Annotated in this window: 19 protein-coding genes; 16 read left to right on the top strand and 3 right to left on the bottom strand. The window is 69.5% G+C overall.

Translation table 11 applies throughout. From position 1 onward, the window contains the following. Nucleotides 1-36: 36 nt before the first annotated feature. From infB to RF650_RS00270, 6 genes are all read left to right on the top strand, one after another. Nucleotides 37-2,955, top strand: coding sequence for a translation initiation factor IF-2 (infB, locus tag RF650_RS00295; RefSeq protein ID WP_368813800.1), 2,919 nt, complete (start codon nt 37-39; stop codon nt 2,953-2,955). Between the two features lie 217 nt (nt 2,956-3,172). After that, complete coding sequence (gene rbfA / locus RF650_RS00290; protein ID WP_368813799.1) at nt 3,173-3,628, top strand: 30S ribosome-binding factor RbfA; 456 nt, start codon at nt 3,173-3,175, stop codon at nt 3,626-3,628. Between the two features lie 4 nt (nt 3,629-3,632). Next, a complete protein-coding gene (gene truB / locus RF650_RS00285; RefSeq protein WP_368813798.1) occupies nt 3,633-4,835 on the top strand; it encodes a tRNA pseudouridine(55) synthase TruB in 1,203 nt (400 codons plus the stop codon). Beyond that, nucleotides 4,835-5,206: a hypothetical protein gene (locus tag RF650_RS00280; RefSeq protein WP_131333208.1), complete on the top strand. Its 372-nt coding sequence runs from the start codon at nt 4,835-4,837 to the stop codon at nt 5,204-5,206. Before truB ends, RF650_RS00280 begins: the two co-directional genes overlap by 1 nt. A 41-nt stretch (nt 5,207-5,247) precedes the next feature. Further along, the gene (locus tag RF650_RS00275) at nt 5,248-5,718 is read left to right on the top strand and encodes a hypothetical protein (protein WP_207387838.1); all 471 of its coding nucleotides are present in this window, start codon (nt 5,248-5,250) and stop codon (nt 5,716-5,718) included. Between the two features lie 48 nt (nt 5,719-5,766). Then, complete coding sequence (locus tag RF650_RS00270) at nt 5,767-6,780, top strand: bifunctional riboflavin kinase/FAD synthetase (protein WP_131333207.1); 1,014 nt, start codon at nt 5,767-5,769, stop codon at nt 6,778-6,780. Between the two features lie 19 nt (nt 6,781-6,799). On the opposite strand, the gene RF650_RS00265 is transcribed toward RF650_RS00270, so the two are convergent. The 3 genes from RF650_RS00265 to RF650_RS00255 are packed head-to-tail and all read right to left on the bottom strand — an operon-like array spanning nt 6,800 to nt 8,896. After that, nucleotides 6,800-7,672: an aldo/keto reductase gene (locus RF650_RS00265; protein ID WP_131333206.1), complete on the bottom strand. Its 873-nt coding sequence runs from the start codon at nt 7,670-7,672 to the stop codon at nt 6,800-6,802. Next, entirely contained in the window at nt 7,665-8,441 is a 777-nt protein-coding gene (locus RF650_RS00260; RefSeq protein WP_242670444.1) for a 5'-methylthioadenosine/adenosylhomocysteine nucleosidase, read from the bottom strand. The genes RF650_RS00265 and RF650_RS00260 overlap by 8 nt, the downstream gene beginning before the upstream one ends. Next, complete coding sequence (locus tag RF650_RS00255; protein WP_035963447.1) at nt 8,438-8,896, bottom strand: S-ribosylhomocysteine lyase; 459 nt, start codon at nt 8,894-8,896, stop codon at nt 8,438-8,440. The genes RF650_RS00260 and RF650_RS00255 overlap by 4 nt, the downstream gene beginning before the upstream one ends. A gap of 326 nt (nt 8,897-9,222) precedes the next feature. Here RF650_RS00255 and rpsO point away from each other — a divergent pair, with 326 nt between their 5' ends. From rpsO to RF650_RS00205, 10 genes are all read left to right on the top strand, one after another. Beyond that, complete coding sequence (gene rpsO, locus RF650_RS00250) at nt 9,223-9,492, top strand: 30S ribosomal protein S15 (protein WP_035963435.1); 270 nt, start codon at nt 9,223-9,225, stop codon at nt 9,490-9,492. A 245-nt stretch (nt 9,493-9,737) separates the two neighbouring features. Next, nucleotides 9,738-11,996, top strand: coding sequence for a polyribonucleotide nucleotidyltransferase (locus tag RF650_RS00245; protein ID WP_131333205.1), 2,259 nt, complete (start codon nt 9,738-9,740; stop codon nt 11,994-11,996). A 21-nt stretch (nt 11,997-12,017) separates the two neighbouring features. Beyond that, a complete protein-coding gene (locus RF650_RS00240; protein WP_131333204.1) occupies nt 12,018-13,421 on the top strand; it encodes a pitrilysin family protein in 1,404 nt (467 codons plus the stop codon). 11 nt (nt 13,422-13,432) lie between these two features. Then, on the top strand, nt 13,433-14,191 hold the full coding sequence (gene dapB / locus RF650_RS00235) for a 4-hydroxy-tetrahydrodipicolinate reductase (protein WP_064845960.1): 759 nt from the start codon (nt 13,433-13,435) through the stop codon (nt 14,189-14,191). After that, nucleotides 14,188-14,823 carry a hypothetical protein gene (locus RF650_RS00230; RefSeq protein ID WP_131333203.1) on the top strand — a complete coding sequence of 212 codons (636 nt, stop codon included), beginning with the start codon at nt 14,188-14,190 and terminating at the stop codon, nt 14,821-14,823. The genes dapB and RF650_RS00230 overlap by 4 nt, the downstream gene beginning before the upstream one ends. Nucleotides 14,824-14,832: 9 nt before the next feature. Further along, nucleotides 14,833-15,768, top strand: coding sequence for a 4-hydroxy-tetrahydrodipicolinate synthase (gene dapA / locus RF650_RS00225; RefSeq protein WP_368813797.1), 936 nt, complete (start codon nt 14,833-14,835; stop codon nt 15,766-15,768). A 15-nt stretch (nt 15,769-15,783) separates the two neighbouring features. Then, complete coding sequence (locus tag RF650_RS00220) at nt 15,784-17,478, top strand: ribonuclease J (RefSeq protein ID WP_131333201.1); 1,695 nt, start codon at nt 15,784-15,786, stop codon at nt 17,476-17,478. Between the two features lie 83 nt (nt 17,479-17,561). Continuing rightward, nucleotides 17,562-20,486, top strand: a complete 2,925-nt coding sequence (locus tag RF650_RS00215; protein ID WP_131333200.1) for a DNA translocase FtsK — start codon at nt 17,562-17,564, stop codon at nt 20,484-20,486. After that, complete coding sequence (gene pgsA, locus RF650_RS00210) at nt 20,483-21,112, top strand: CDP-diacylglycerol--glycerol-3-phosphate 3-phosphatidyltransferase (RefSeq protein ID WP_131333965.1); 630 nt, start codon at nt 20,483-20,485, stop codon at nt 21,110-21,112. Before RF650_RS00215 ends, pgsA begins: the two co-directional genes overlap by 4 nt. Then, a complete protein-coding gene (locus RF650_RS00205; protein ID WP_131333199.1) occupies nt 21,109-21,606 on the top strand; it encodes a CinA family protein in 498 nt (165 codons plus the stop codon). Before pgsA ends, RF650_RS00205 begins: the two co-directional genes overlap by 4 nt. Nucleotides 21,607-21,717 lie beyond the last annotated feature (111 nt).

The following is a 21,717-nucleotide window of genomic DNA, read 5'->3' as shown; positions in this document are numbered from 1 at the left end:
CGTACCTGTTTCGGTGCGGACCGAGACAGGAGAACAGTGGCCAAGCCCCGTGTCCACGAGCTCGCCAAAGAGCTCGGAATCACGTCCAAGGAAGCTATTTCCAAACTTCAGGAACTCGGCGAATTCGTTCGCGGAGCGTCCTCCACGGTGGAACCGCCCGTGGCCAAGAAACTGCGTTCGGCGTACCCCGCCGGCGGCGATTCCGCCGCCCAGTCCAAGAATTCCGCCGGGGGCAACTCCGGCAAGCCCGCGCAGCAGGGCGCCAGGAAGCCCGCGGAGAAGTCCTCCGTGCCCAAGCCCGGGGGCAGGGTCCAGTCCAAGCCCGCCGGTTCCGACGCCGCGGCCAAGCCCGCTGCCGGATCCGCCGCGCCGACCCCGGGTGCCCCCAAGGCCCCCGCGAAGCCGGTGTCCGAGCACCAAGCCTCCGAGACCCCGGTCGCGAAGCCCGCTGCCTTCAAGCCCGCCGCCTCCGACTCGGCCACGCCGCGCAGTGCGGCGACCCCGGGCCCCCGTGCCAACGCCCCCAAGCCCGGTAGTGTCAAGCCGGGTCAGTCCGCACCGCGTCCGGGGAACAACCCGTTCGCGTCCCAGCAGGGCATGGGCCGCGGTTCCGACGGTGGTCAGCGTGCGCCGCGCCCCGGCCAGCAGCGCTCGGCCAAGCCCGGAGCACCGCGTCCGGGGAACAACCCGTTCGCGTCCCAGCAGGGGATGCGTTCGAGCAATGCCGGTCAGGGCGGACCCCGTCCCGGCGGTCCCCGTCCGGGTGGCCCTCGTCCCGCTCAGGCGGGCCAGGGTGGCCCGCGTCCCGGTGCGCCCCGTACGGGTGCACCGCGAACGGGTCAGGGCGGCCCCCGTCCCGGTGGGCCCCGCCCCTCGCCGAACATGATGCCCGGTCACACCACGGGTGTGGCCCCGATCGGTAGCCGCCCGGCACCCGGCGGGGGACCCCGCCGCGGTGGTGGCGCCGGCGGTGGTGGTACCGGTGGCGGCGGCGGTTTCCGCGGCCGCGGTGGCCGCGGTGGCACGCAAGGTGCCTTCGGTCGCGGTGGTGCCCGCGGCAAGCACCGCAAGTCGAAGCGGGCGAAGCGCCAGGAGCTCGAGCAGATGAGCGCACCCGCCGTCGGCGGCGTGTCGGTTCCCCACGGCGACGGCAGCACTGTGGTGCGGCTGCGCCGCGGTGCCTCGCTCATGGACTTCGCGGAGAAGATCAACGCGAACCCGGCGTCGCTCGTGACCGTGCTCATCCACCTGGGTGAGATGGCCACGCAGACCCAGTCCCTGGACGAGGACACCTTCCAGCTGCTGGGTGCCGAGCTCGGCTACCAGATCCAGGTGGTCTCCCCGGAGGACGAGGAGCGCGAGCTGCTCGAGTCCTTCGACATCGACCTCGAGGCGGAACTGGAGGCTGAGGGCGAGGACGTCCTGGCACCGCGCCCGCCGGTGGTCACTGTCATGGGTCACGTGGACCACGGTAAGACCCGCCTGCTGGACGCGATCCGTAACACCAAGGTGATCGAGGGTGAGGCCGGCGGCATCACCCAGCACATCGGTGCGTACCAGATCTCCACCGAGGTGGACGGTCAGGAACGGCCCATCACGTTCATCGACACCCCGGGTCACGAGGCGTTCACCGCGATGCGTGCCCGTGGTGCGCAGGTCACGGACATCGCCGTGCTCGTGGTCGCCGCGGACGACGGCGTGATGCCGCAGACCGTCGAGGCACTCAACCACGCCCAGGCGGCGAACGTGCCGATCGTGGTGGCCGTGAACAAGGTCGACAAGCCGGACGCCAACCCGGAGAAGATCCGCGGTCAGCTCACCGAGTACGGCCTGGTGCCCGAGGAGTACGGCGGCGACACCATGTTCGTGGACGTCTCCGCCCGCGAGAACCTGCACATCGACGACTTGCTGGACGCCATCGTGCTCACGGCGGACGGCGCTCTGGAACTGCAGGCGAACCCGGACAAGAACGCCCGCGGCGTCGCCATCGAAGCCAACCTGGACAAGGGCCGCGGCGCGGTGTGCACCGTGCTGGTCCAGTCCGGCACCCTCACCGTGGGCGATTCGATCGTGGCCGGTGCCGCGTACGGTCGCGTGCGTGCCATGTTCGACGAGATGGGCCGCACCGTGGAGGCGGCGCTGCCGTCCCGCCCTGTGCAGGTGCTGGGTCTGTCCTCCGTGCCGCGCGCGGGTGACACGTTCCTGGCCACCCAGGAGGAGCGCACCGCGCGTCAGATCGCTGAGAAGCGTGAGGCCGCGGACCGCAATGCCCAACTCGCCAAGCGCCGCAAGCGGATCACGCTCGAGTCCTTCGACGAGGCCGTGGCCGAGGGCAAGATCGATACCCTCAACCTCATCATCAAGGGTGACGTGTCCGGTGCCGTGGAGGCGCTCGAGGACTCGCTGCTCAAGATCGACGTGGGCGAAGAGGTCCAGCTGCGGGTCATCCACCGCGGCGTGGGCGCGATCACCCAGAACGACGTCAACCTGGCCACGGTGGACAACGCCGTGATCATCGGCTTCAACGTTCGTCCCGCCGAGCGCGTGACGGACCTGGCCGAGCGCGAGGGCGTGGAGATGAAGTTCTACTCCGTGATCTACAACGCGATCGACGACGTCGAGAGCGCGCTCAAGGGCATGCTCAAGCCGGAGTACGAGGAGGTGGAGCTCGGTACCGCCGAGATCCGCGAGGTCTTCCGCTCGTCCAAGTGGGGCAACATCGCCGGTGCGTACATCACCAAGGGTGTGGTGCGCCGCAACGGCAAGGCCCGCCTGGTGCGCGACGGCAACGTGGTACAGGACAACCTCACCATCGATTCGCTGCGCCGGTTCAAGGACGACGCCACCGAGGTGCGCGAGGGTTACGAGTGCGGTATCGGACTCGGTTCCTTCAACGACATCCGCGAGGGTGACCTCATCGAGACCTGGGAGATGCGCGAGAAGCCGCGCGACTGACGGGTCCCCGCGGCCGGTGCACTCACGCGAGCGCACCGGCCGCGACCACGTGACAGCGGGTCCGGGTGTCCGTGTGATTCCCACGAGATCACGCGGGCACTCCGCCCGCACCGCGATCCGTTCCGTGATGGGCGGATCGCACCGGGTGGCGCGCCACGGCGCACCACCCCCGCACAGTGCAACGCCCCGGCGTTGCCCGGACACGAGGAGTACCACCATGGCCGACGCCGCCCGCGCCGCTCGACTGGCCGATCGCATCAAGGTGATCGTGGCCCAGGCGCTCGAACGCAGGATCAAGGACCCCCGGGTGGGTTTCGTGACCGTCACGGACGCGCGGGTCACCAACGACCTGCAGCATGCGACCGTGTACTACACCGTCTACGGGGACGAGACGCAGCGTCAGGAGACCGCGCGGGCCCTGGAGTCCGCCAAGGGCATCCTGCGCTCCGAGGTGGGTAGGAACATCACCGCGCGCCTGACCCCCACGCTCACCTTCGTCGCGGACGAGATCCCCGCGGACGCCGCACGTCTCGAGTCGCTGCTGCGCACCGCGCGTGAGAAGGACGCCCAGGTGGCTGAACAGGCCCAGAGCGCTCAGTACGCCGCGGGGGAGGACGCCTACCGCACGTCCGACGCGGATGACGAAGCCCCCGAGAGCCGGTCGCGGGACTGACCCGGTGACCGATCGCCAGCAGATCCCGAGCCCGGCACCCTCGCTCCCGAGGGTGGCCGGGCTCGTCGTCGTGGACAAACCGCTCGGCTGGACCTCGCACGACGTCGTCTCACGCATGCGCCGCCTCGCGGGGACCCGCAAGGTGGGTCACGCGGGCACGCTGGACCCCGCGGCGTCGGGCGTGCTGGTCGTGGGGGTCGAGAAGGCCACCAAGCTGCTGACCTACGTCACGGGCACGGACAAGACGTACCGGGCGAGCATCCGCCTGGGTGCCGCGACCGTGACCGACGACGCCGAGGGGGACGTCACGAGCACGGCCGCGCCCGAGCGGCTCGCCGCGCTCACCGACGACGCCGTCCTGGCCGCGGTCGCCGAGCTGACCGGTGAGATCCAGCAGGTCCCGTCCGCGGTCAGCGCGATCAAGGTGGACGGGCGGCGCTCGTACGCCCGCGTGCGCAAGGGCGAGGACGTGGAGCTGCCCGCGCGACCGGTCACCGTCCACGAGTTCACGGTGCACGGGATCTCCCGCGAGCCGACCGACGCTGAGCCCGCCGCGGTGGATGTCGATGCGACCGTGACGTGCTCCTCCGGGACGTACATCCGCGCCCTCGCGCGCGACCTCGGGGAGGCCCTGGGCGTGGGCGGGCACCTCACGGCGCTGCGGCGCACGCGCGTGGGGTCGTTCACGCTCGAGCAGTCGCACACGCTCGACGAGCTCACGGAGCAGGTGCACGCCGGCGGCACGGTCTCGACGCTGCCGATCGACGACGCCGCCCGCGGACTGTTTCCCGTGCGCGAGCTCACCGCCCGGGAGGCCACGGACCTGTCGCACGGGCGCAGGATCGCCGCGAAGCAGGTTCATCCTGGCGGCGCGTCGCAGGTCGACGGCGCCGCGTCTCGTTCCGGGGCAGGCGCCGGCGACAATGCATCCGCCGGCGACGCCGCGGCGTCGGGATCCGAGCCGGCCGGGGGATTCCGGGCGGGGCTGCCCGTCGCATGCTTCGCACCGGACGGGACACTCGTGGCCCTCGCCGAGGACCGCGGCCCCGCCTACCGCCGATACACGACGTCGGTGCTCGGGATCGCGGCGGGGGTGACGTTCACGGCTGCCGCGGCGCCGGATGATACAGGCGTGGAAAAACCCGGGGCGGGTGACCCCGGAGCGGGACAGGACGGAACCAAGCGAACGGAACGGACGCACGACTGATGCTGTGGGGTTATGACGGGTGGTTCTGGGCATCGGTGGTCCTGGGTGTGCTCTCGTGCGTGATCTGCCTCGTGCAGGCCGCGCGCGGCCGTGCGCCGGACGACTTCTCCCAGGGTTCCGTGCTCGTGCTCGAGGCGTTCCTGCTGGTCTACGCGGTGGGCTCGGTGTTCCTGCCCGTGCTGGGTCCGGATCCCTCCGGGAGCCTGCTCGAGTACTGGGGCTACTTGCTCACGGCGCTGCTGATCCCCGCGGGGACGTTCGTGTGGTCCCTCGTGGAACGCTCGCGGTGGTCCACCCTTATCCTGGCCGCCGCCGGTCCCGTGGTGGCCGTGATGGTCTACCGCATGAACTTCATCTACTACTACCAGTGACGCCGCAGCGGCCGGGACGGGCCGCCGGGGGAAGGACGAGCATGGCTGAGCCCTCACGCACCACGCTGCAGAACCGTTTCGGGCGGTCAGGGCCCCGCGCGGGATCCGACCGGAAGAACTCGGGGTTCGGGCGGCTGCTGATCGTGGTGTACGCCGTCTTCTCGCTCTCCGCGGGGGTGCGCTCGCTCTACCAGCTCGCCACCGAGTTCTCCGCGGCCCCGCTCGCGATCATCCTGTCCACGATCTCCGCCGCGATCTACGTCCTGGCGACGATCGCCTTGGCCAAGTCCGGTCCGAGCTGGCACAGGGTCGCCACGGTGGCCGTGGTCGTGGAGCTCGCGGGTGTGCTGGGCGTGGGCCTGCTCAGTGTCCTGGAACCGCAGTTGTTCCCCAAGGCGAGCGTGTGGTCCCACTTCGGTGCCGGCTACGGCTACGTGCCGCTCGTGCTCCCGATCGTGGGGCTCGTGTGGTTGTGGCTGACACGGCCCTCCCGGCGGAGCGGTAGGCTCTAGACGTCGCCCGCACACACCCTGACCACGCAGAAGACATCGAGGAGAACAGTGATTCGCTGGAGAAGCCTGGACGAGGTCACCCCGGGATTCGGTCCCTCCGTGGTGAGCATCGGCAACTTCGACGGTGTCCACCGCGGTCATCAACACGTGTTCGCGCGGCTGCTCGAGACCTCCCGGCGTCTCGAGGCCCGCTCCGTGGTCGTGACCTTCGATCCGCACCCGGCTCTCGTGCACCGGCCCGAATCTCACCCCGGACTCATCATGGGTCTCGAGGACAAGCTCGACGCCCTTGAGGCCACAGGCGTGGACGCCGTCCTCGTGCTGCCGTACAGCCTCGAGTTCTCCGAGCTGAGCCCCGAGGAGTTCGTGGTCGACTACCTCGTGAAACCGCTGGGCGCGGTGTGTCTCGTGATCGGGTCGGACGTCCGGCTCGGGCGTGACAACACGGGGGACCTGCCGGTGATCAGGGAGCTCGGCCGTGAACACGGCTTCGAGGTCGAGGTCGTGGACGACGTCGCGGGTCTGGTCCCCGAGGACACGGATGCACTCAACGGTCTGGTGGGCTGGAGCGACGACCGTCGCTGCTCGTCCACGTGGGTGCGCTCGTGCCTCGAGGCGGGGGACATCCGCGGTGCTGCCAAACTGCTCGGCCGGCACCACCGCATGCGCGGGGAAGTGGTGCATGGGGCCGCACGCGGGCGTGAACTGGGCTTCCCCACGGCCAACCTGGCACCCGAGGCCACGGGGTTCATCCCGGCGGACGGGGTCTACGCGGGCTGGCTCGTGGACCAGGACGGCACCCGCTGGCCCACGGCGATCTCCGTGGGGTCGAATCCCACGTTCGACGGTGTGAACCGCCAGGTCGAGGCCCACGTGATCGACCGCCCGGACGAGGCCGTGGAGGACTTCGACCTCTACGGGCAGACCGTGGTGGTCGAATTCGTGGAACGCCTGCGCGGGATGGTGGCCTACCGGGGGATCGACGCGCTCGTGTCCCAGATGCGCGACGACGTGAATCGGTCCCGCGACATCCTGCGGGAACAGGCGCGCGGGACCGACTGAGCTCACCCGGTGGGGCTGATCACATCTCCTCGTGCACGGAGGGGTCGAACCCCGAACCGCTGATGCCGGTGTGCAGCATGCGCACCCGTTCCATCTGCTCGTCTGTGAGTTCCCACTCGAACACGTCGATGTTCTCCGCCATGCGCTCGGTGTTCGAGGACTTGGGGATCGCCACGATGCTCGACTGCACGTGCCAGCGCAGCGCCACCTGGGCCGGGGTGCGTCCCACCTTGCGTGCGATCTCCAGGAGCCACGGGTCCCGCAGGAGGTCCGTCTTGCGCCCCAGCGGGGACCACGCCTCGGTGAGGATCTTGTGCTCCTCGTGGAACGCCCGCAGGGTCTCTTGCTGGTACTGCGGGTGCAGCTCCACTTGGTTGACCACGGGCATCTCCCCGGTCTCCCGCTCCAGGCGCAGGAGGTGTTCGGGCAGGAAGTTGGAGACACCGATCGAGCGGATGAGGCCCTCGTCGCGCGCGGCCATCATGGCGCGCCACGTGTCCACGTACCGGTCCACGCTGGGGTTGGGCCAATGGATCAGGTAGAGGTCCAGGTAGTCCGTGCCGAGCCGTTCGAGCGTGCCCTCGAGCGACCGCCGCACGCTGTCCGTACCGTGATCCCGGCCCGGGAGCTTGGACGTGAGGAACAGGTCCGAGCGGGGGATGTCGCAATAGCGCACACCGAGGCCCACGCCGCGTTCGTTGCCGTAGTTCACCGCGGTGTCGATGAGCCGGTAGCCGCGCCACACGGCCTCGGGGATCAGGGCCTCGGCCTCGGCGTCGTCCATGGGGTACGTGCCGAACCCCAGCTGGGGGATCTCGTGACCGTCGCGCAGCACGTGCTTGGCGACGTCCGGGGCGGCGTCCTTCAGGTCCTTGGTCTTGTCGTCACTCATGCGTTCCTCGTTCTCCTCGACGTGTGGGTGGCTGGACGGGCGGGAGCCCGCCGAGCAGTTCGGTCACGGCCTGGGCACTGATCCGGGCCACGATGTCCAGTTCCATGTGGAACTGCTGGTCCGCGGCGGGACCGCACAGGTCCGAGATCGCGCGCACGGCCAGGAAGGGCACGCCACGGTCGTGGCACACGTGCGCGAGCGCCGTGGTCTCCATGTCCGTGCTCAGGGCCTCGGGGAACACCTCGCGGGTCGCCCCCACGTTGCGCGCCGTGACGAACGCGCCGCCCGAGAGCATCGTTCCGCGCCACGCGGCGTAGCCCTCTGCGGCCGCGAGGCTGCTCGCGGCCGTCACGAGCTCCGACGACGCCGCGAAGGCCGGGGGCATCCCGGGCACCTGTCCCGGTTCGTACCCGAAGGCGGTCGCGTCCGCGTCCGCGTAGCGGAACTCGGTGCCGATCACCAGGTCACCCACGTTGACGTCCGCGCGCAGGCCCCCGGCGGAACCGGCGGAGATCACGGCGCTCGGTTCGAACCGCTCCAGCATCGCGCTCAGGGTCGACGCGGCATTGACCAATCCGATCCCGGTACGCACCACGAGCACGGGGCGCCCCGCGGCCTCGACGGCGTACAGCTCGGCACCGCCGATCACGTGGGGGTTCTCGCAGCGGGAGTCGGCGTCCGCGAGGAACGGTTCGGCCTCCTCCGCCATGGCGACCACGACGGCCGGTGCGCCCACGCACGCGGCGAACCGTGCGGCGTCGTCCGTCACCGCGTGACCTCGTCCCAGTGCTCGCGCTCGGCCAGGAATCCGCGCACCGCGTCCTGGGCGGCCTCGAGACTGTGGTTGGCGCCCCAGCCGCACTGCACCTCGTTCGCGGCCGGGACTTCGTCCGCCTCGAGGATGTCCCGGAAGGTGCGCTCGAGCAGGCGCTCGAACTCCTCGGTCTCCACTCCCAGCATGAGCGCGTAGAAACCGGTCTGGCAGCCCATGGGGGAGAAGTCGATCAGGGCGTCCGTGTGATTGCGCATGTGCTCCGCGGTGAGGTGCTCGATCGAGTGTACCGCCGGCATCTCCAGGTGCGCCTGGTTGGGCTGGGTGAAGCGGACGTCGTACTTCACGAGGGTGTCACCACCCGGCAGTTCCTTCCGATCCGCGATCCGCACGTAGGGGGCGGCCACGCTGCGGTGGTCCAGGTTGAATGATTCGACGTTCATCTTCTGCATGCCCCCATTGTTCCAGGTCGGTCCCGCTTCGCACGTCCGGGGCGCTCCCGCGGGGCGGCGACGTCGCTCCCGTTGGACGGCGCTGGCCCTCCCGCGGGATTGCGACGGCGCTGCCGCACCGTGTGGGTGCGGGGCCCTGCAGCGGTGCGCCGCGCCGTCGTCCGCCGAGTGGTGACGGTCCTTACGGTGCCCCGGCGGAGGATCGGTTAGGATGGACGCTGGTCTGACTGCGGTCCGTGGCGGTTCGACCCCGGGAGCTCGCTCCCGGACCCCGGGCGAGAATCTCACGCACCGGGCGGTCACGGTACTGACTCGAGGAGTTACACATGGCCCTGGATGCCACGATCAAGAACCAGATCATCACCGAGTACGCGACGCACGAGGGTGATACCGGTTCGCCCGAGGTGCAGATCGCGGTGCTGTCCCGTCGGATCTCCGATCTGACCGAGCACCTGAAGATGCACAAGCACGACCACCACACCCGCCGTGGCCTCATGGCCCTGGTGGGACGGCGTCGTCGCATGCTGGACTACCTGCGTCGCACCGACATCGCCCGCTACCGTGCGCTCATCGAGCGCCTCGGCCTGCGCAAGTGATGTGACCGGTTCCCCGTGCCCCTGTCGGAGCGCGGGGAACCGCCGCAACCGGCGCTGTTCGTGACGAACACCGCCACCCGGACCGCGTGTCCGGACAATCCAACGAGAAATCACGTCATAGCGTGACCGCGCTGCATGTCGCGGTCCTCGACAGTGGCCTTCGCAACGCTCACGCGCTGCGAGCGCCTCGATCGAAGACCGGTGTGTCGCGCGGATCGCGCACCACGAAGAAACGGAGGTGACCCTTGGAGGGTCCCGAAATCCAGAGTGCAGAAGCCGTTATCGACAACGGTTCGTACGGCAAGCGCGTCGTGCGCTTCGAAACCGGCCGACTCGCCCGCCAGGCCGCGGGTTCGGCCATGGTCTACATCGACGAAGAGACCTCCATGCTCTCGGCCACGGCCGTGGGCAAGCACCCGCGGGAGGGCTTCGACTTCTTCCCGCTCACGGTGGACGTCGAGGAGCGGATGTACGCCGCGGGTCGCATCCCCGGTTCGTTCTTCCGCCGTGAGGGTCGCCCGTCCACGGACGCGATCCTCACGTGCCGTCTGATCGACCGCCCGCTGCGCCCCGCGTTCGGCAAGGGCCTGCGCAACGAGGTGCAGGTGGTCGTGACCGTCACGTCCATCGCCCCGGACGAGATCTACAACACCGTGGCGATCAACGCCGCGTCCATGTCCACGACCCTGTCCGGGCTGCCCTTCCAGGGCCCCGTGGGCGGCGTGCGCATGGCGCTCATGGCCCAGGAGAACGGTTCCCATCAGTGGATCGCGTTCCCCAAGCACTCGCAGCTGGAGAACGCCGTGTTCGACATGGCCGTGGCCGGCCGCGTGGTGAGCACCAAGGACGGCGGCTCGGACGTCGCGATCATGATGGTCGAGGCCGAGGCCACCGACAACGCCTGGGAGCTCATCAAGGGCCAGGGCGCGGTCGCACCGACCGAGGAGCTCGTGGCCGAGGGCCTCGAGGCCTCCAAGCCGTTCATCAAGGCCCTGTGCGACGCCCAGGCGGATCTCGCCTCCCGCACCGCCAAGCCCGAGCTGGACCTGCCTCGCTTCGGCGGGTACGAGGACGACGCCGCCGAGGCCGTCAAGGACTTCGTGGGCGAGCGCATGGCGGAGGTCTACTCGATCGCCGGCAAGCAGGAGCGCGAGGCCGCGACCGACGAACTGCACCAGTCCACGCTGGCCGAGCTCACGGGCGAGGGCAAGGCCTTCGAGGGCCGCGCGGACGAGGTCAACGGTGCCTACCAGGCCCTGACCAAGCAGACCGTGCGCCAGCGCATCCTCAAGGACAAGGTGCGCATCGACGGCCGCGGTCTCACGGACATTCGTCAGCTCAGCGCCGAGGTGGACGTGCTCCCGCGCGTGCACGGTTCCGCGCTGTTCGAGCGCGGCGAGACCCAGATCATGGGTGTCACCACGCTGAACATGCTCAAGCTGGAGCAGCAGATCGACTCGCTGTCCCCGGTCAAGCACAAGCGTTACATCCACCACTACAACTTCCCTCCGTACTCCACGGGTGAGACCGGCCGCGTGGGTTCGCCCAAGCGCCGCGAGATCGGTCACGGCGCGCTCGCCGAGCGTGCGATCACGCCCGTGCTGCCCTCCCGGGAGGAGTTTCCGTACGCGATCCGTCAGGTCTCCGAGGCGCTGGGCTCCAACGGCTCCACGTCCATGGGTTCCGTGTGCGCGTCCACGCTGTCGCTGTACAACGCCGGTGTGCCGCTGCGCGCTCCCGTGGCCGGTATCGCCATGGGCCTGGTCTCCGACACCGTCAACGGCGAGGTCCAGTACGCGGCCCTGACCGACATCCTCGGTGCGGAGGACGCGCTGGGTGATATGGACTTCAAGGTCGCCGGCACGTCCGAGTTCGTGACCGCGATCCAGCTGGACACCAAGCTGGACGGTATCCCCGCCTCGGTCCTGGCCTCGGCCCTGACCCAGGCCCGCGAGGCCCGGCTCTACATCCTGGACGTGCTGACCTCCGCGATCGACGCCCCGGACGAGATGAGCGAGTTCGCGCCGCGCGTGATCTCGGTGAACGTGCCCGTGTCCAAGATTGGTGAGGTGATCGGCCCCAAGGGCAAGATGATCAACCAGATCCAGGAGGACACCGGCACCGACATCTCCATCGAGGACGACGGCACCGTGTACATCGGCGCCACGGACGGCCCCTCCGCGGAGGCCGCGCGCTCGGCGATCAACGCGATCGCCAACCCGCAGGTCCCCGAGGTGGGCGAGCGCTACCTGGGCACCGTGGTCAAGACCACCACGTTCGGTGCGTTCGTGTCCCTGACCCCGGGCAAGGATGGTCTGCTCCACATCTCCGAGATGCGCAAGCTCAACGACAACAAGCGCGTCAACGAGGTCGACGACGTCGTGTCCGTGGGCCAGAAGGTCCAGGTGGAGATCACCAAGGTGGACGACCGCGGCAAGCTGTCCCTCGCGCCCGTCGTGGCCGAGTCCGAGGCCCCGGCCGAGTCCTCCGACGACGAGAACTGAGCAGAGGGTGTTCGTTACTAGATGACAGTTGTTCACCTTCCCCTGAGGGCGGGCGATCCCGCGGAGCACGTCTCCGGCGGGGCCGCCCGCCTTCGGGCCTATTCGGCCACGGCGCATGCGCCGGGCTTCACCCACGTGGTGCACGACGACGCCGAGGGCGCCGTGATCATGCGCACCGTCCTGCCGTGCGGGACCAGGGTGCTCACCGAGAAGATGCCCGGGCAGCGTTCGGTGTCCGTGGGGTTCTGGGTGAGCCTGGGCTCGCGTGACGAGGCCCCGGGCATGCTCGGTTCCACGCACTTCCTGGAGCACCTGCTGTTCAAGGGCACGTCCCGGCGCAGTTCGCTCGAGATCGCGGAGGCCTTCGACCGCGTGGGCGGGGAGTCCAACGCGTTCACGGCCCACGAACACACGTGCTACCACGCACGGGTGCTCTCCGAGCAGTTGCCCATGGCGGTGGACGTGCTCGCGGACATGTTCACCGGTGCCGTCCTGGACCCCGAGGAGTTCGACCGCGAACGCGGCGTGATCCTCGAGGAGATCGCCATGGACCGGGACGATCCCACGGACTTCGCGTTCGAACAGTTCAACGCCGAGGTGCTCCACGGATCCGCGCTCGCGCGGCCCATCGCGGGCACCCCCGAGGAGATCCGCTCCGTGACCCGTGACGCGGTGTGGCAGCACTACCGCGGCTCCTACCGCCCCGAGAACCTCGTGGTCACGGTGGCCGGGGGTCTCGACCACGACCGCGTCGTCGAACTCGTGCGCGAGTCCTTGGCCCGCGCGGGCTGGGACCCGGACGCGACCGGTCACGCCGGTGCCCGGCGGGACTCCTCGCCGGCGCAGCTGACGCCCCTGGTGGGGACCCACACGTTCGAGCGCCCGGTCGAGCAGGCCCACGTGGTGCTGGGCGGCGCCGGACTGCAGTCGGGGGACGAGCGTCGCTTCGCCATGACCGTGCTCAACGCCGCCCTGGGTGGCGGGATGTCCTCGCGGTTGTTCCACACCATCCGGGAGCAGAAGGGGCTCGCGTACTCCACGTTCTCCTTCTCGGGCTCCTACTCGGACGCCGGGTTCTTCGGGATGTACGCGGGGTGCACGGGCGAGCGCGTGGACCAGGTCAGCGAGCTCATGCGCGCCGAGCTGGACCGGCTCGCCCAGGACGGGATGGATGCGGCAGAACTCGCGAAGGTCGAGGGCCAACTCAGCGGTGCCACGGTCCTCGCCCTCGAGGACACAGGGTCACGGATGTCCCGGCTGGGGTCCGCGGAACTGAAGACGGGCATCTTCATGGACGTGGACGAGTCCCTGCGGCGCATCCGCGCCGTGACGTCCGAGGACGTGCAGACACTGGCCGCGCAATTGTCCGCGGATGCCACGGTGCGCACCGTGGTGGGGCCGCACGTCGAGCAGAACCAGGAATGAGGCGGGATCACATGAACGAGCAGATCAAGGTGGCCGTACTGGGCCGCAACGGACGCATGGGCTCCGAGGCAGTGAAGGCCATCACGGACGCCTCGGACATGGAACTCGTCGCGGCCCTCGGTCGCGGTGACGACCTGCAGGAGATCGTGAGCTCCGGCGCCCAGGTGGTCGTGGACCTAACGGTCCCGAGCGCCACGCGGGAGAACGTGCGCTTCGCCGTGGAACACGGTATCCACGCGGTCGTGGGGACCACGGGCTGGGACGACGCCACTCTGGCCGAGCTCGAGTCGTGGCTCGCCGATTCCCCGGACACGGGTGTGCTGATCGCCCCCAATTTCGCGGTGGGTGCGGTGCTCGCCATGAAGTTCTCCGAGATGGCCGCGGCGTTCTTCGAGTCCGTGGAGATCGTGGAGCTGCACCACCCCCAGAAGCTCGACGCCCCGTCCGGTACCGCGGCGCGAACCGCTGCGCTCGTGGCCGCCGCGCGCGAACGGGCCGGTGTGGCGCCGTCGCCGGATGCCACGGAATCCGATCCGCACGGCGCACGCGGTGCGGACCTGGACGGTGTGCACGTGCACTCGGTGCGGTTGCGCGGGCTCGTGGCCCACCAGGAGACCCTGCTGGGCAACACGGGGGAGCAGCTGACCGTGCGCCACGATTCCTTCGACCGCGTGTCCTTCATGACGGGTGTGCTGTTGGGCGTGCGCTCGGTCGCGAAGCACCCGGGGCTGACCCACGGCTTGGACGGCTACATGGACCTGGGGCTGTGAGCCGCGCCCGTTCCTTCTCCGGTCTGCGCTGGTGGGCCACGGCCGTGATCGTGCTGCTCGTGATCACGGTGCTTATCCTGCCGATCTCCGTGGGCTCCAAGATCTGGCTCGTCGCCATGCTCGCGTTCGCCGCGGTGTTCACCGTGCTCGAGGTGGGTGCGAAGGGTCGTATCCTGGCCGAGCTCATGATCGGGCTGCTGGCCCTGTACCTCGCCTTGGCCTTCCACCGGGCGGTCCTGTTGCTCGGCACGGGGGGCTGGCTGCCCACCTTGCTGGGCGTGGCCATGCTCGTGATCCCCGCGGTGGGCACGTGGGCCATGGTGCGCGAGATCGTCTTCGGCGCCCGCACCGAACGCCTCGGCCGGGAACTCGCCGCGCGCGGTGAGCTTCCCGCGGACGATCTGCCGAGGACCCCGTCCGGACGGTACGTGCGGGCTGCCGCGGACGAGCACTTCGACGTCGTGCGCCGCGAGGTCGAGGCGTTCCCCGCAGACTGGGGCGGGTGGTACCGACTGAGCCTCGCGTACTCCGCGAGCGGCGACGGCCGGCGGGCACGCAGGTCCATGCGCACCGCCATAGCCCTACATCGGGGGACGGATCCGGAAACGGTGCTCGCCCGCTCTGGGCGGTAACCTGTGGATATGACACACGACAGCGCACCTGCGCGGACGCAGCGGTCCGCGCCCATGTTCGGGTCCCTGCTCACTGCCATGGTCACGGTCTTCCACGACGACGGCTCGGTGGACCTCGAGGCCACGGGTCACCTCGCCGAGCAACTCGTGGACGACGGTTGTGACGGTCTGGTGGTGTGCGGCACCACCGGTGAGTACTCCACCATGACCGACCAGGAGAACCTTTCGGTCTTCCGCGCCGTCAAGGACGCCGTGGGCGGGCGCGTGCCGCTGCTCGCGGGGACCGGTTCGAACGACACCGAGCACTCTCGCTTCCTGTGCCTCGAGGCGCAGAAGATCGGGATGGACGGCCTGCTGATCGTCACCCCGTACTACAACAAACCCACCCAGGCGGGGGTCGAGGCGCACTTCCGTTCGCTCGCGGACTCCGTGGACACGCCCGTCATGGTGTACGACATCCCCGGGCGCTCGGGGATCCCGATCGAGCCCGAGAGCATGATCTCCCTGGCCTCCCACCCGAACATCGTGGCCGTCAAGGACGCCAAGGCGGACTTCATGGCCGCCGCCCGGGTCATGGCCGAGACGGACCTGCTCTTCTACTCCGGCGACGACGGTCTCACCCTCCCGTGGATCGCGCTCGGCGCGTCCGGTCTCGTGGGTGTGACCACCCACATCGACACCCCGCGCTACCGCCAACTCGTGGACGCCTCCCTGGCGGGGGACCTCGAGACCGCGCAGCGGCTCAACGAGGAGTTGTTGCCGCTCGTGCGTGCCACCATGACCCGGATCCCCGGGGCCGTGGCCGCGAAGACCATTCTTCATTGGCAGGGCCGCCTGCCGAACAACACGGTGCGCTTGCCGCACGTGACACCCACACAGGCCGAGCTGGAGCAGATCCGCTCGGACCTGAGCACGTCGGTCATCGCCGACACGCTGACCACCTGAGATGAAAGGGGTCTCATGACCCATTGGAACACCACCGACCTCTCCGAACCGTCGGCACTCGCGAAGGACACCCTGCGAGTCATCCCCCTGGGCGGTCTGGGCGAGGTCGGTCGGAACATGACCGTGTTCGAGATCAACGGGCAGCTGCTCGTGGTCGACTGCGGTGTCCTGTTCCCCGAGGAAACCCAGCCCGGCGTGGACCTGATCCTGCCGGACATCAACCACATCCGTGAGCGCCTCGACGACATCGTCGCGATCGTGCTCACCCACGGGCACGAGGACCACATCGGCGCGGTCCCGTACCTGCTCAAGCGCCGCCCGGACATCCCCATCCTGGGCTCGCAGCTCACGCTCGCATTGATCGAGGCCAAGCTGCAGGAGCACCGGATCAAGCCCTTCACCATGGCCGTGCGCGAGGGCCAGGTGGAGCGCCTCGGTGAGTTCGAGTGCGAATTCGTGGCCGTGAACCACTCCATCCCGGACGCCCTGGCAGTGTTCCTGCGCACCAAGGCCGGGACCGTGCTGCACACCGGTGACTTCAAGATGGACCAGCTGCCCCTGGACGGGCGGATCACGGACCTGCGTCACTTCGCCCGCCTGGGCGAGGAGGGTGTGGACCTGTTCCTCACGGACTCCACCAACGCCGAGGTTCCCGGGTTCATCGCGTCCGAGAAGGCCATCGGCCCCGTGCTCGCAGACGTGGTCGCCCGCGCCAAGCAGCGCGTGATCGTGGCGTCGTTCTCCTCCCACGTCCACCGCGTGCAGCAGGTGCTCGACGCCGCTGTGGCCAGTGGTCGCAAGGTCGCCCTGATGGGCCGATCCATGATCCGCAACATGGCGATCGCCGAGAAGCTCGGCTACCTGGACGTGCCGCCCAACGTGCTCGTGGACCAGAAGAAGGTGGGCGACTACCGGGACGACCAGATCGTCATCATGTGCACCGGTTCCCAGGGTGAGCCCATGGCCGCGCTGTCCCGCATGGCCAACGGGGACCACAAGGTCCAGGTCAACGCAGGGGACACCGTGATCCTGGCGTCCTCCCTGATCCCGGGCAACGAGAACTCCGTGTTCCGCGTGATCAACGGGCTCATGCGCCTGGGCGCGGACGTGGTGCACAAGGGCAACGCCAAGGTCCACGTCTCGGGTCACGCCGGGGCGGGCGAGTTGCTGTACTGCTACAACATCGTGGAACCCGAGTACGTCATGCCGGTCCACGGCGAGATCCGGCACCTGATCGCCAACGGCAACCTGGCCCAGGAAACCGGCGTCCCCGCGGACCACGTGCTGCTCGCGGAGAACGGCACCGTGGTGGACATGCATTCCGGCGCGGCCAAGATCACCGGGCAGGTGGAGTGCGGGTTCATCTACGTGGACGGCTCCTCCGTGGGTGAGATCACGGACGCGGACCTCAAGGACCGCATGACCCTCGGCGAGGAGGGCTTCATCTCCGTAGTCACCGTGGTCAACCGGGACACCGGCAAGATCGTCTCCGGCCCGGACATCCACGCGCGCGGCGTGGCCGAGGAGGACACCGTGTTCAACGAGATCCGCCCCCGGATCTCCGCGGCCCTCGAGGACGCGCTCGGCGAGAGCGGCAAGAACCACACGACCCACCAGTTGCAGCAGATCGTGCGGCGCACCGTGGGCTCGTGGGTCTCCCGCAAGCTGCGGCGCAAGCCCATGATCGTGCCCGTGGTCGTCGAGGCCTGACGCCCCGAACCACCGCACTGCGCAGCGGCCCGCCCGGATCCGACTCCGGGCGGGCCGCTGCGCAGTGCGGGTACCCTGGGGGCATGGCGTCTCGAACTTCCCCCGCGCGCTCCTCGAAGGCCTCCGGCAGGTCCTCGAGTTCCGCGCGTTCCCCTAAGAACGGCAAGAAGGCCCCCGCACGGTCCACGTCCGCACGCTCCGGATCCACGGGGCCCTCGGCCGGTTCCACCGCCTTGCACGGGGTGGTCAACGCGTGGTCCGGCGCCGGACACGTGGTGGGGGCCGCGGTGCGCCGCGTGGGGACCGTGCGCACGGACATGGCTCCCGAACAGCGCCGCGACGGCGGTGCGCTCGTGTGGCTCGTGCTCGCCGTCGTGATCGCCGCGGTCGAGTGGTGGAACCTGCGCGGCGTGGACCTCGCGCTCGTGGCGATCCCCGCGTCCTGGGTGCACGCGGTCGTGGGCGGGACCTTCGGGTTCATGGCCCTCGTGCTGCCCATCTTCTGCTTCTTCTTCGCGATCCGCGTCTTCCGTCACCCCGAGGCCACGCAGGCCAACAACCGCATCGCGATCGGTCTGCTCGCGCTGTCCGTCGCCGGCGCGGGCACCGCGCACCTGCTGGGCGGCGCGCCCGGTCTGGGTGACGGGTTCGACGCCGTGTGGCGCGCGGGTGGTTTCGTGGGCTTCCTGGCCGCGGACCCGTTGGCGTCCCTGATCACCCGGTGGGGCGCGCTCGCGGTGTTCGTGCTGCTCGCGGCGTTGGCCGTGCTCGTCATGACCGCCACGCCCGTGGGGGAGATCGGGCCGCGCTTGCGCGAGCTCTACCGCCGTCTCACGGGCCAGTACGAGCCCCGCGCGATCGACGTCACCGATCCCGCGCACGACCGCTCCTACCTCGATCCCACCCGGCCCACACGCGAGAAGCGCTCACGGCGCTCCGAGCGACGCAAGCAGCGCCACGAGCTGGAACGCTACGACGGTGACGAGGCGTTCGAGCGCGCTGTCGTGGGCGAGGCCAACCGCCGCGAGGCACGGGATGCGGGATCGACGAGCGTGTTCGACGTCGGCTCGCACGCGGAGCGCTCCGCGCGCGGGGGTTCTGCCGGTGGGTCCTCCTCCGTGCGCGACGCCGCGCAGGCGGCGGGCGCCACCGCGGCGTCCGAGGTCCAGGACACCGACGCGATCCCGAACCCGGGGGCCGCCTTGCGCCCCGGCGAGAAGCGCCCCACCAAGTCCCAGCGCGCCGCCCAGAAATTACGCGAGGAGCAGGGGATCGCGCCCGCGGCGGACACCGCGGCGGCGTCGGACGCGCCCGCCCTCAAGGTGGACGATGACGCCCAGCCCCGCACCCACACGCCCGCGACCCCCATCCCGGCCCGCTCCGAGCAGCTCAAGCTGCAGGGCGACGTAGCCTACAGCCTCCCGCCCGTGGCGGACCTCGTGCAGGGCCCGCCCGCCAAGGAACGCTCCGAGGCCAACGACCAGGTGGTCCGGGCGCTCACGAGCGTACTCGAACAGTTCAAGGTGGACGCCGAGGTCACCGGCTTCTCGCGCGGGCCCACGGTCACGCGCTACGAGATCGAACTGGGCTCCGGGACCAAGGTGGAGCGCGTCACGGCGCTGTCCAAGAACATCGCGTACGCGGTGGCGTCCGCGGACGTGCGGATCCTCTCGCCCATCCCGGGCAAGTCCGCGATCGGCATCGAGATCCCCAACACGGATCGTGAGACCGTGGCGCTGGGGGACGTGCTGCGCTCGCAGAAGGCCCGGGCGTCCGAACACCCCATGATCATGGGCGTGGGCAAGGACGTGGAGGGCGGCTTCGTGCTCGCGAACCTCGCCAAGATGCCGCACATGCTCGTGGCCGGTGCTACCGGTGCGGGTAAGTCCTCGTTCGTGAACTCCATGATCGTCTCGATCCTCATGCGCTCCACCCCGGACGAGGTGCGCCTGGTCATGGTGGACCCCAAGCGTGTGGAACTCACCGCGTACGAGGGCGTGCCGCACCTGATCACCCCGATCATCACCAACCCCAAGAAGGCCGCCGAGGCCCTGCAGTGGGTCGTGCGGGAGATGGACGCGCGCTACGACGACCTCTCCCACTTCGGGTACAAGCACATCGACGACTTCAACAAGGCCGTGCGCAACGGGAAGGTGCAACCCGAACCCGGGTCCAAGCGCACCATCCGCCCCTACCCGTACCTGCTCGTGATCGTGGACGAGCTCGCGGACCTCATGATGGTGGCCCCGCGGGACGTCGAGGACGCGATCGTGCGGATCACCCAGCTCGCGCGTGCCGCAGGCATCCACCTCGTGCTCGCCACGCAGCGGCCCTCGGTGGACGTCGTGACCGGTCTGATCAAGGCCAACGTCCCGTCCCGGATGGCGTTCGCGACGTCCTCGGTCACCGACTCCCGCGTGGTGCTGGACCAGCCCGGTGCGGAGAAGCTGATCGGCCAGGGTGACGCCCTGTTCCTGCCCATGGGCGCGTCCAAGCCCATGCGTGTGCAGGGCGCGTGGGTCTCCGAGTCGGAGATCCACAAGGTCGTGGAGCACGTGAAGTCGCAGATGAGCACGCACTACCGCGACGACGTCGTGCAGGAAGCGCCCAAGAAGACGATCGACGAGGACATCGGGGACGACCTCGACGTCCTGCTGCAGGCCGCCGAGCTGATCATCACCACGCAGTTCGGGTCCACGTCCATGCTCCAGCGCAAGCTGCGCGTGGGTTTCGCGAAGGCTGGGCGGCTCATGGACCTGCTCGAGTCACGCGGCGTAGTCGGGGCGTCCGAGGGGTCCAAGGCACGTGACGTCCTCGTCAAGCCGGACGACCTCGCCGCGACCCTCGCCCTGATCCGCGGCGAGGAGCCCCCGGCTCCCGCCGCACCCGCCACGGGGTCCGTGGACTACGGCGAGGACCCGGTGGAGGCGTCGCTGGCCGACGTCGCCCACGACTACCACGACGGATCCGAGACAGCCGAGGACGCATGGGAGCTGACAGGACGATGAGCGCACACGAGAACACCCCGCCTGCGGAGCCGGCACCCAACAGCTCCAACTGGAACCTGCCCAACGCCCTGACGGCCCTGCGGATCGTCATGGTCCCGTTCTTCGTCTGGTTCCTGTGGGCCGGGGGGACCCACGGCCAGGACTCCATGGGCATGCGCTGGGCCGCCGTGGTCACGTTCGGGCTCGCGATGCTCACGGACAAGCTCGACGGGGACATCGCCCGGGCGCGCAACCTCATCACGAGTTTCGGCAAGATCGCCGATCCCATCGCGGACAAACTGCTCACGGGTGCCGCGTTCGTGGTGCTGTCCATGCTCGGGGAACTGTGGTGGTGGGTCACGATCGTGATCCTGGTGCGCGAGTGGGGCATCACGCTCATGCGATTCGTGGTGATCCGCTACGGCGTGATGGCCGCGTCGAAGGGCGGCAAGACCAAGACCGTCCTGCAGACCGCGGCGCTGATCGCTCTGCTGTTGCCGCTCACCCCCTTCGTGGGGCAGTGGTGGCTGTGGTTCGCGTGGGTGCTCACCGCGCTCGCGTTGCTCGCCACCGTGATCACGGGCATCGACTACGTGATCAAGGCCGTGCAGTTGCGCAACCGGGCCGTGCGCGGGGATGCGGCGTGACAGAGAACCGGCCGGGGTACGACGCCGCGGAGCTCGTGCGCCGCGCCATCGCCCGCGGGGTCACGGTGGGCACGGCCGAATCCCTCACCGGGGGCGCGCTCGCATCCGCGATCGTGACCGTGGCGGGTGCCTCGGCGTGTTTCGAGGGAGCGGTCGTGAGCTACTCGCACGCCGTCAAGGAACGCGTGCTGGGTGTGTCCCAGGAGCTGCTCGAGGAACGCGGGGCGGTGAACCCGCAGGTCGCGGTGGCCATGGCCCGCGGCGCGCGCGAGCGCCTGGGCGTGGACTGGGCCGTGTCCACCACCGGGGTCGCCGGGCCGGAACCGCACGACGGACACCCCGTGGGAACCGTCTTCGTGGGGATCGCGGGTCCGGGTGTGGAGCGGGTGGAGCGTTTGGATCTCAGCGGTGACCGGGCCGAAATCCGGCAAGCCACCGTGGGCCGCGCGCTTGACGCATTGACGACTCAAATCTCATTCTCAGCCAACGCCTAGTGTTTTTAGGCCGCCGAGCGGGAACAATCGAACACGTAAGCCCGTTATGGATATCAGAGGTTGAGCCCGATGGGCTCAAGAGGCCTCGACCACTGCGTCGTCAGCGATGCA

The organism is Kocuria sp. CPCC 205297 (assembly GCF_040981035.1).
Lineage (GTDB): Bacteria > Actinomycetota > Actinomycetes > Actinomycetales > Micrococcaceae > Kocuria > Kocuria marina.
Note: the sequence above shows the minus strand (reverse complement) of the source record. Positions and strands in the feature narration are given on the sequence as shown.

Coding starts and splice junctions, on each gene's coding strand:
- rbfA (WP_368813799.1), top strand. CDS start 3,173: ATGGCCGACGCCGCCCGCGCCGCTCGACTGGCCGATCGCATCAAGGTG.
- RF650_RS00275 (WP_207387838.1), top strand. CDS start 5,248: ATGGCTGAGCCCTCACGCACCACGCTGCAGAACCGTTTCGGGCGGTCA.
- rpsO (WP_035963435.1), top strand. CDS start 9,223: ATGGCCCTGGATGCCACGATCAAGAACCAGATCATCACCGAGTACGCG.
- dapB (WP_064845960.1), top strand. CDS start 13,433: ATGAACGAGCAGATCAAGGTGGCCGTACTGGGCCGCAACGGACGCATG.
- RF650_RS00220 (WP_131333201.1), top strand. CDS start 15,784: ATGACCCATTGGAACACCACCGACCTCTCCGAACCGTCGGCACTCGCG.
- RF650_RS00240 (WP_131333204.1), top strand. CDS start 12,018: ATGACAGTTGTTCACCTTCCCCTGAGGGCGGGCGATCCCGCGGAGCAC.
- RF650_RS00265 (WP_131333206.1), bottom strand. CDS start 7,672: ATGAGTGACGACAAGACCAAGGACCTGAAGGACGCCGCCCCGGACGTC.
- RF650_RS00215 (WP_131333200.1), top strand. CDS start 17,562: ATGGCGTCTCGAACTTCCCCCGCGCGCTCCTCGAAGGCCTCCGGCAGG.
- dapA (WP_368813797.1), top strand. CDS start 14,833: ATGACACACGACAGCGCACCTGCGCGGACGCAGCGGTCCGCGCCCATG.
- pgsA (WP_131333965.1), top strand. CDS start 20,483: ATGAGCGCACACGAGAACACCCCGCCTGCGGAGCCGGCACCCAACAGC.
- RF650_RS00280 (WP_131333208.1), top strand. CDS start 4,835: ATGCTGTGGGGTTATGACGGGTGGTTCTGGGCATCGGTGGTCCTGGGT.
- RF650_RS00255 (WP_035963447.1), bottom strand. CDS start 8,896: ATGCAGAAGATGAACGTCGAATCATTCAACCTGGACCACCGCAGCGTG.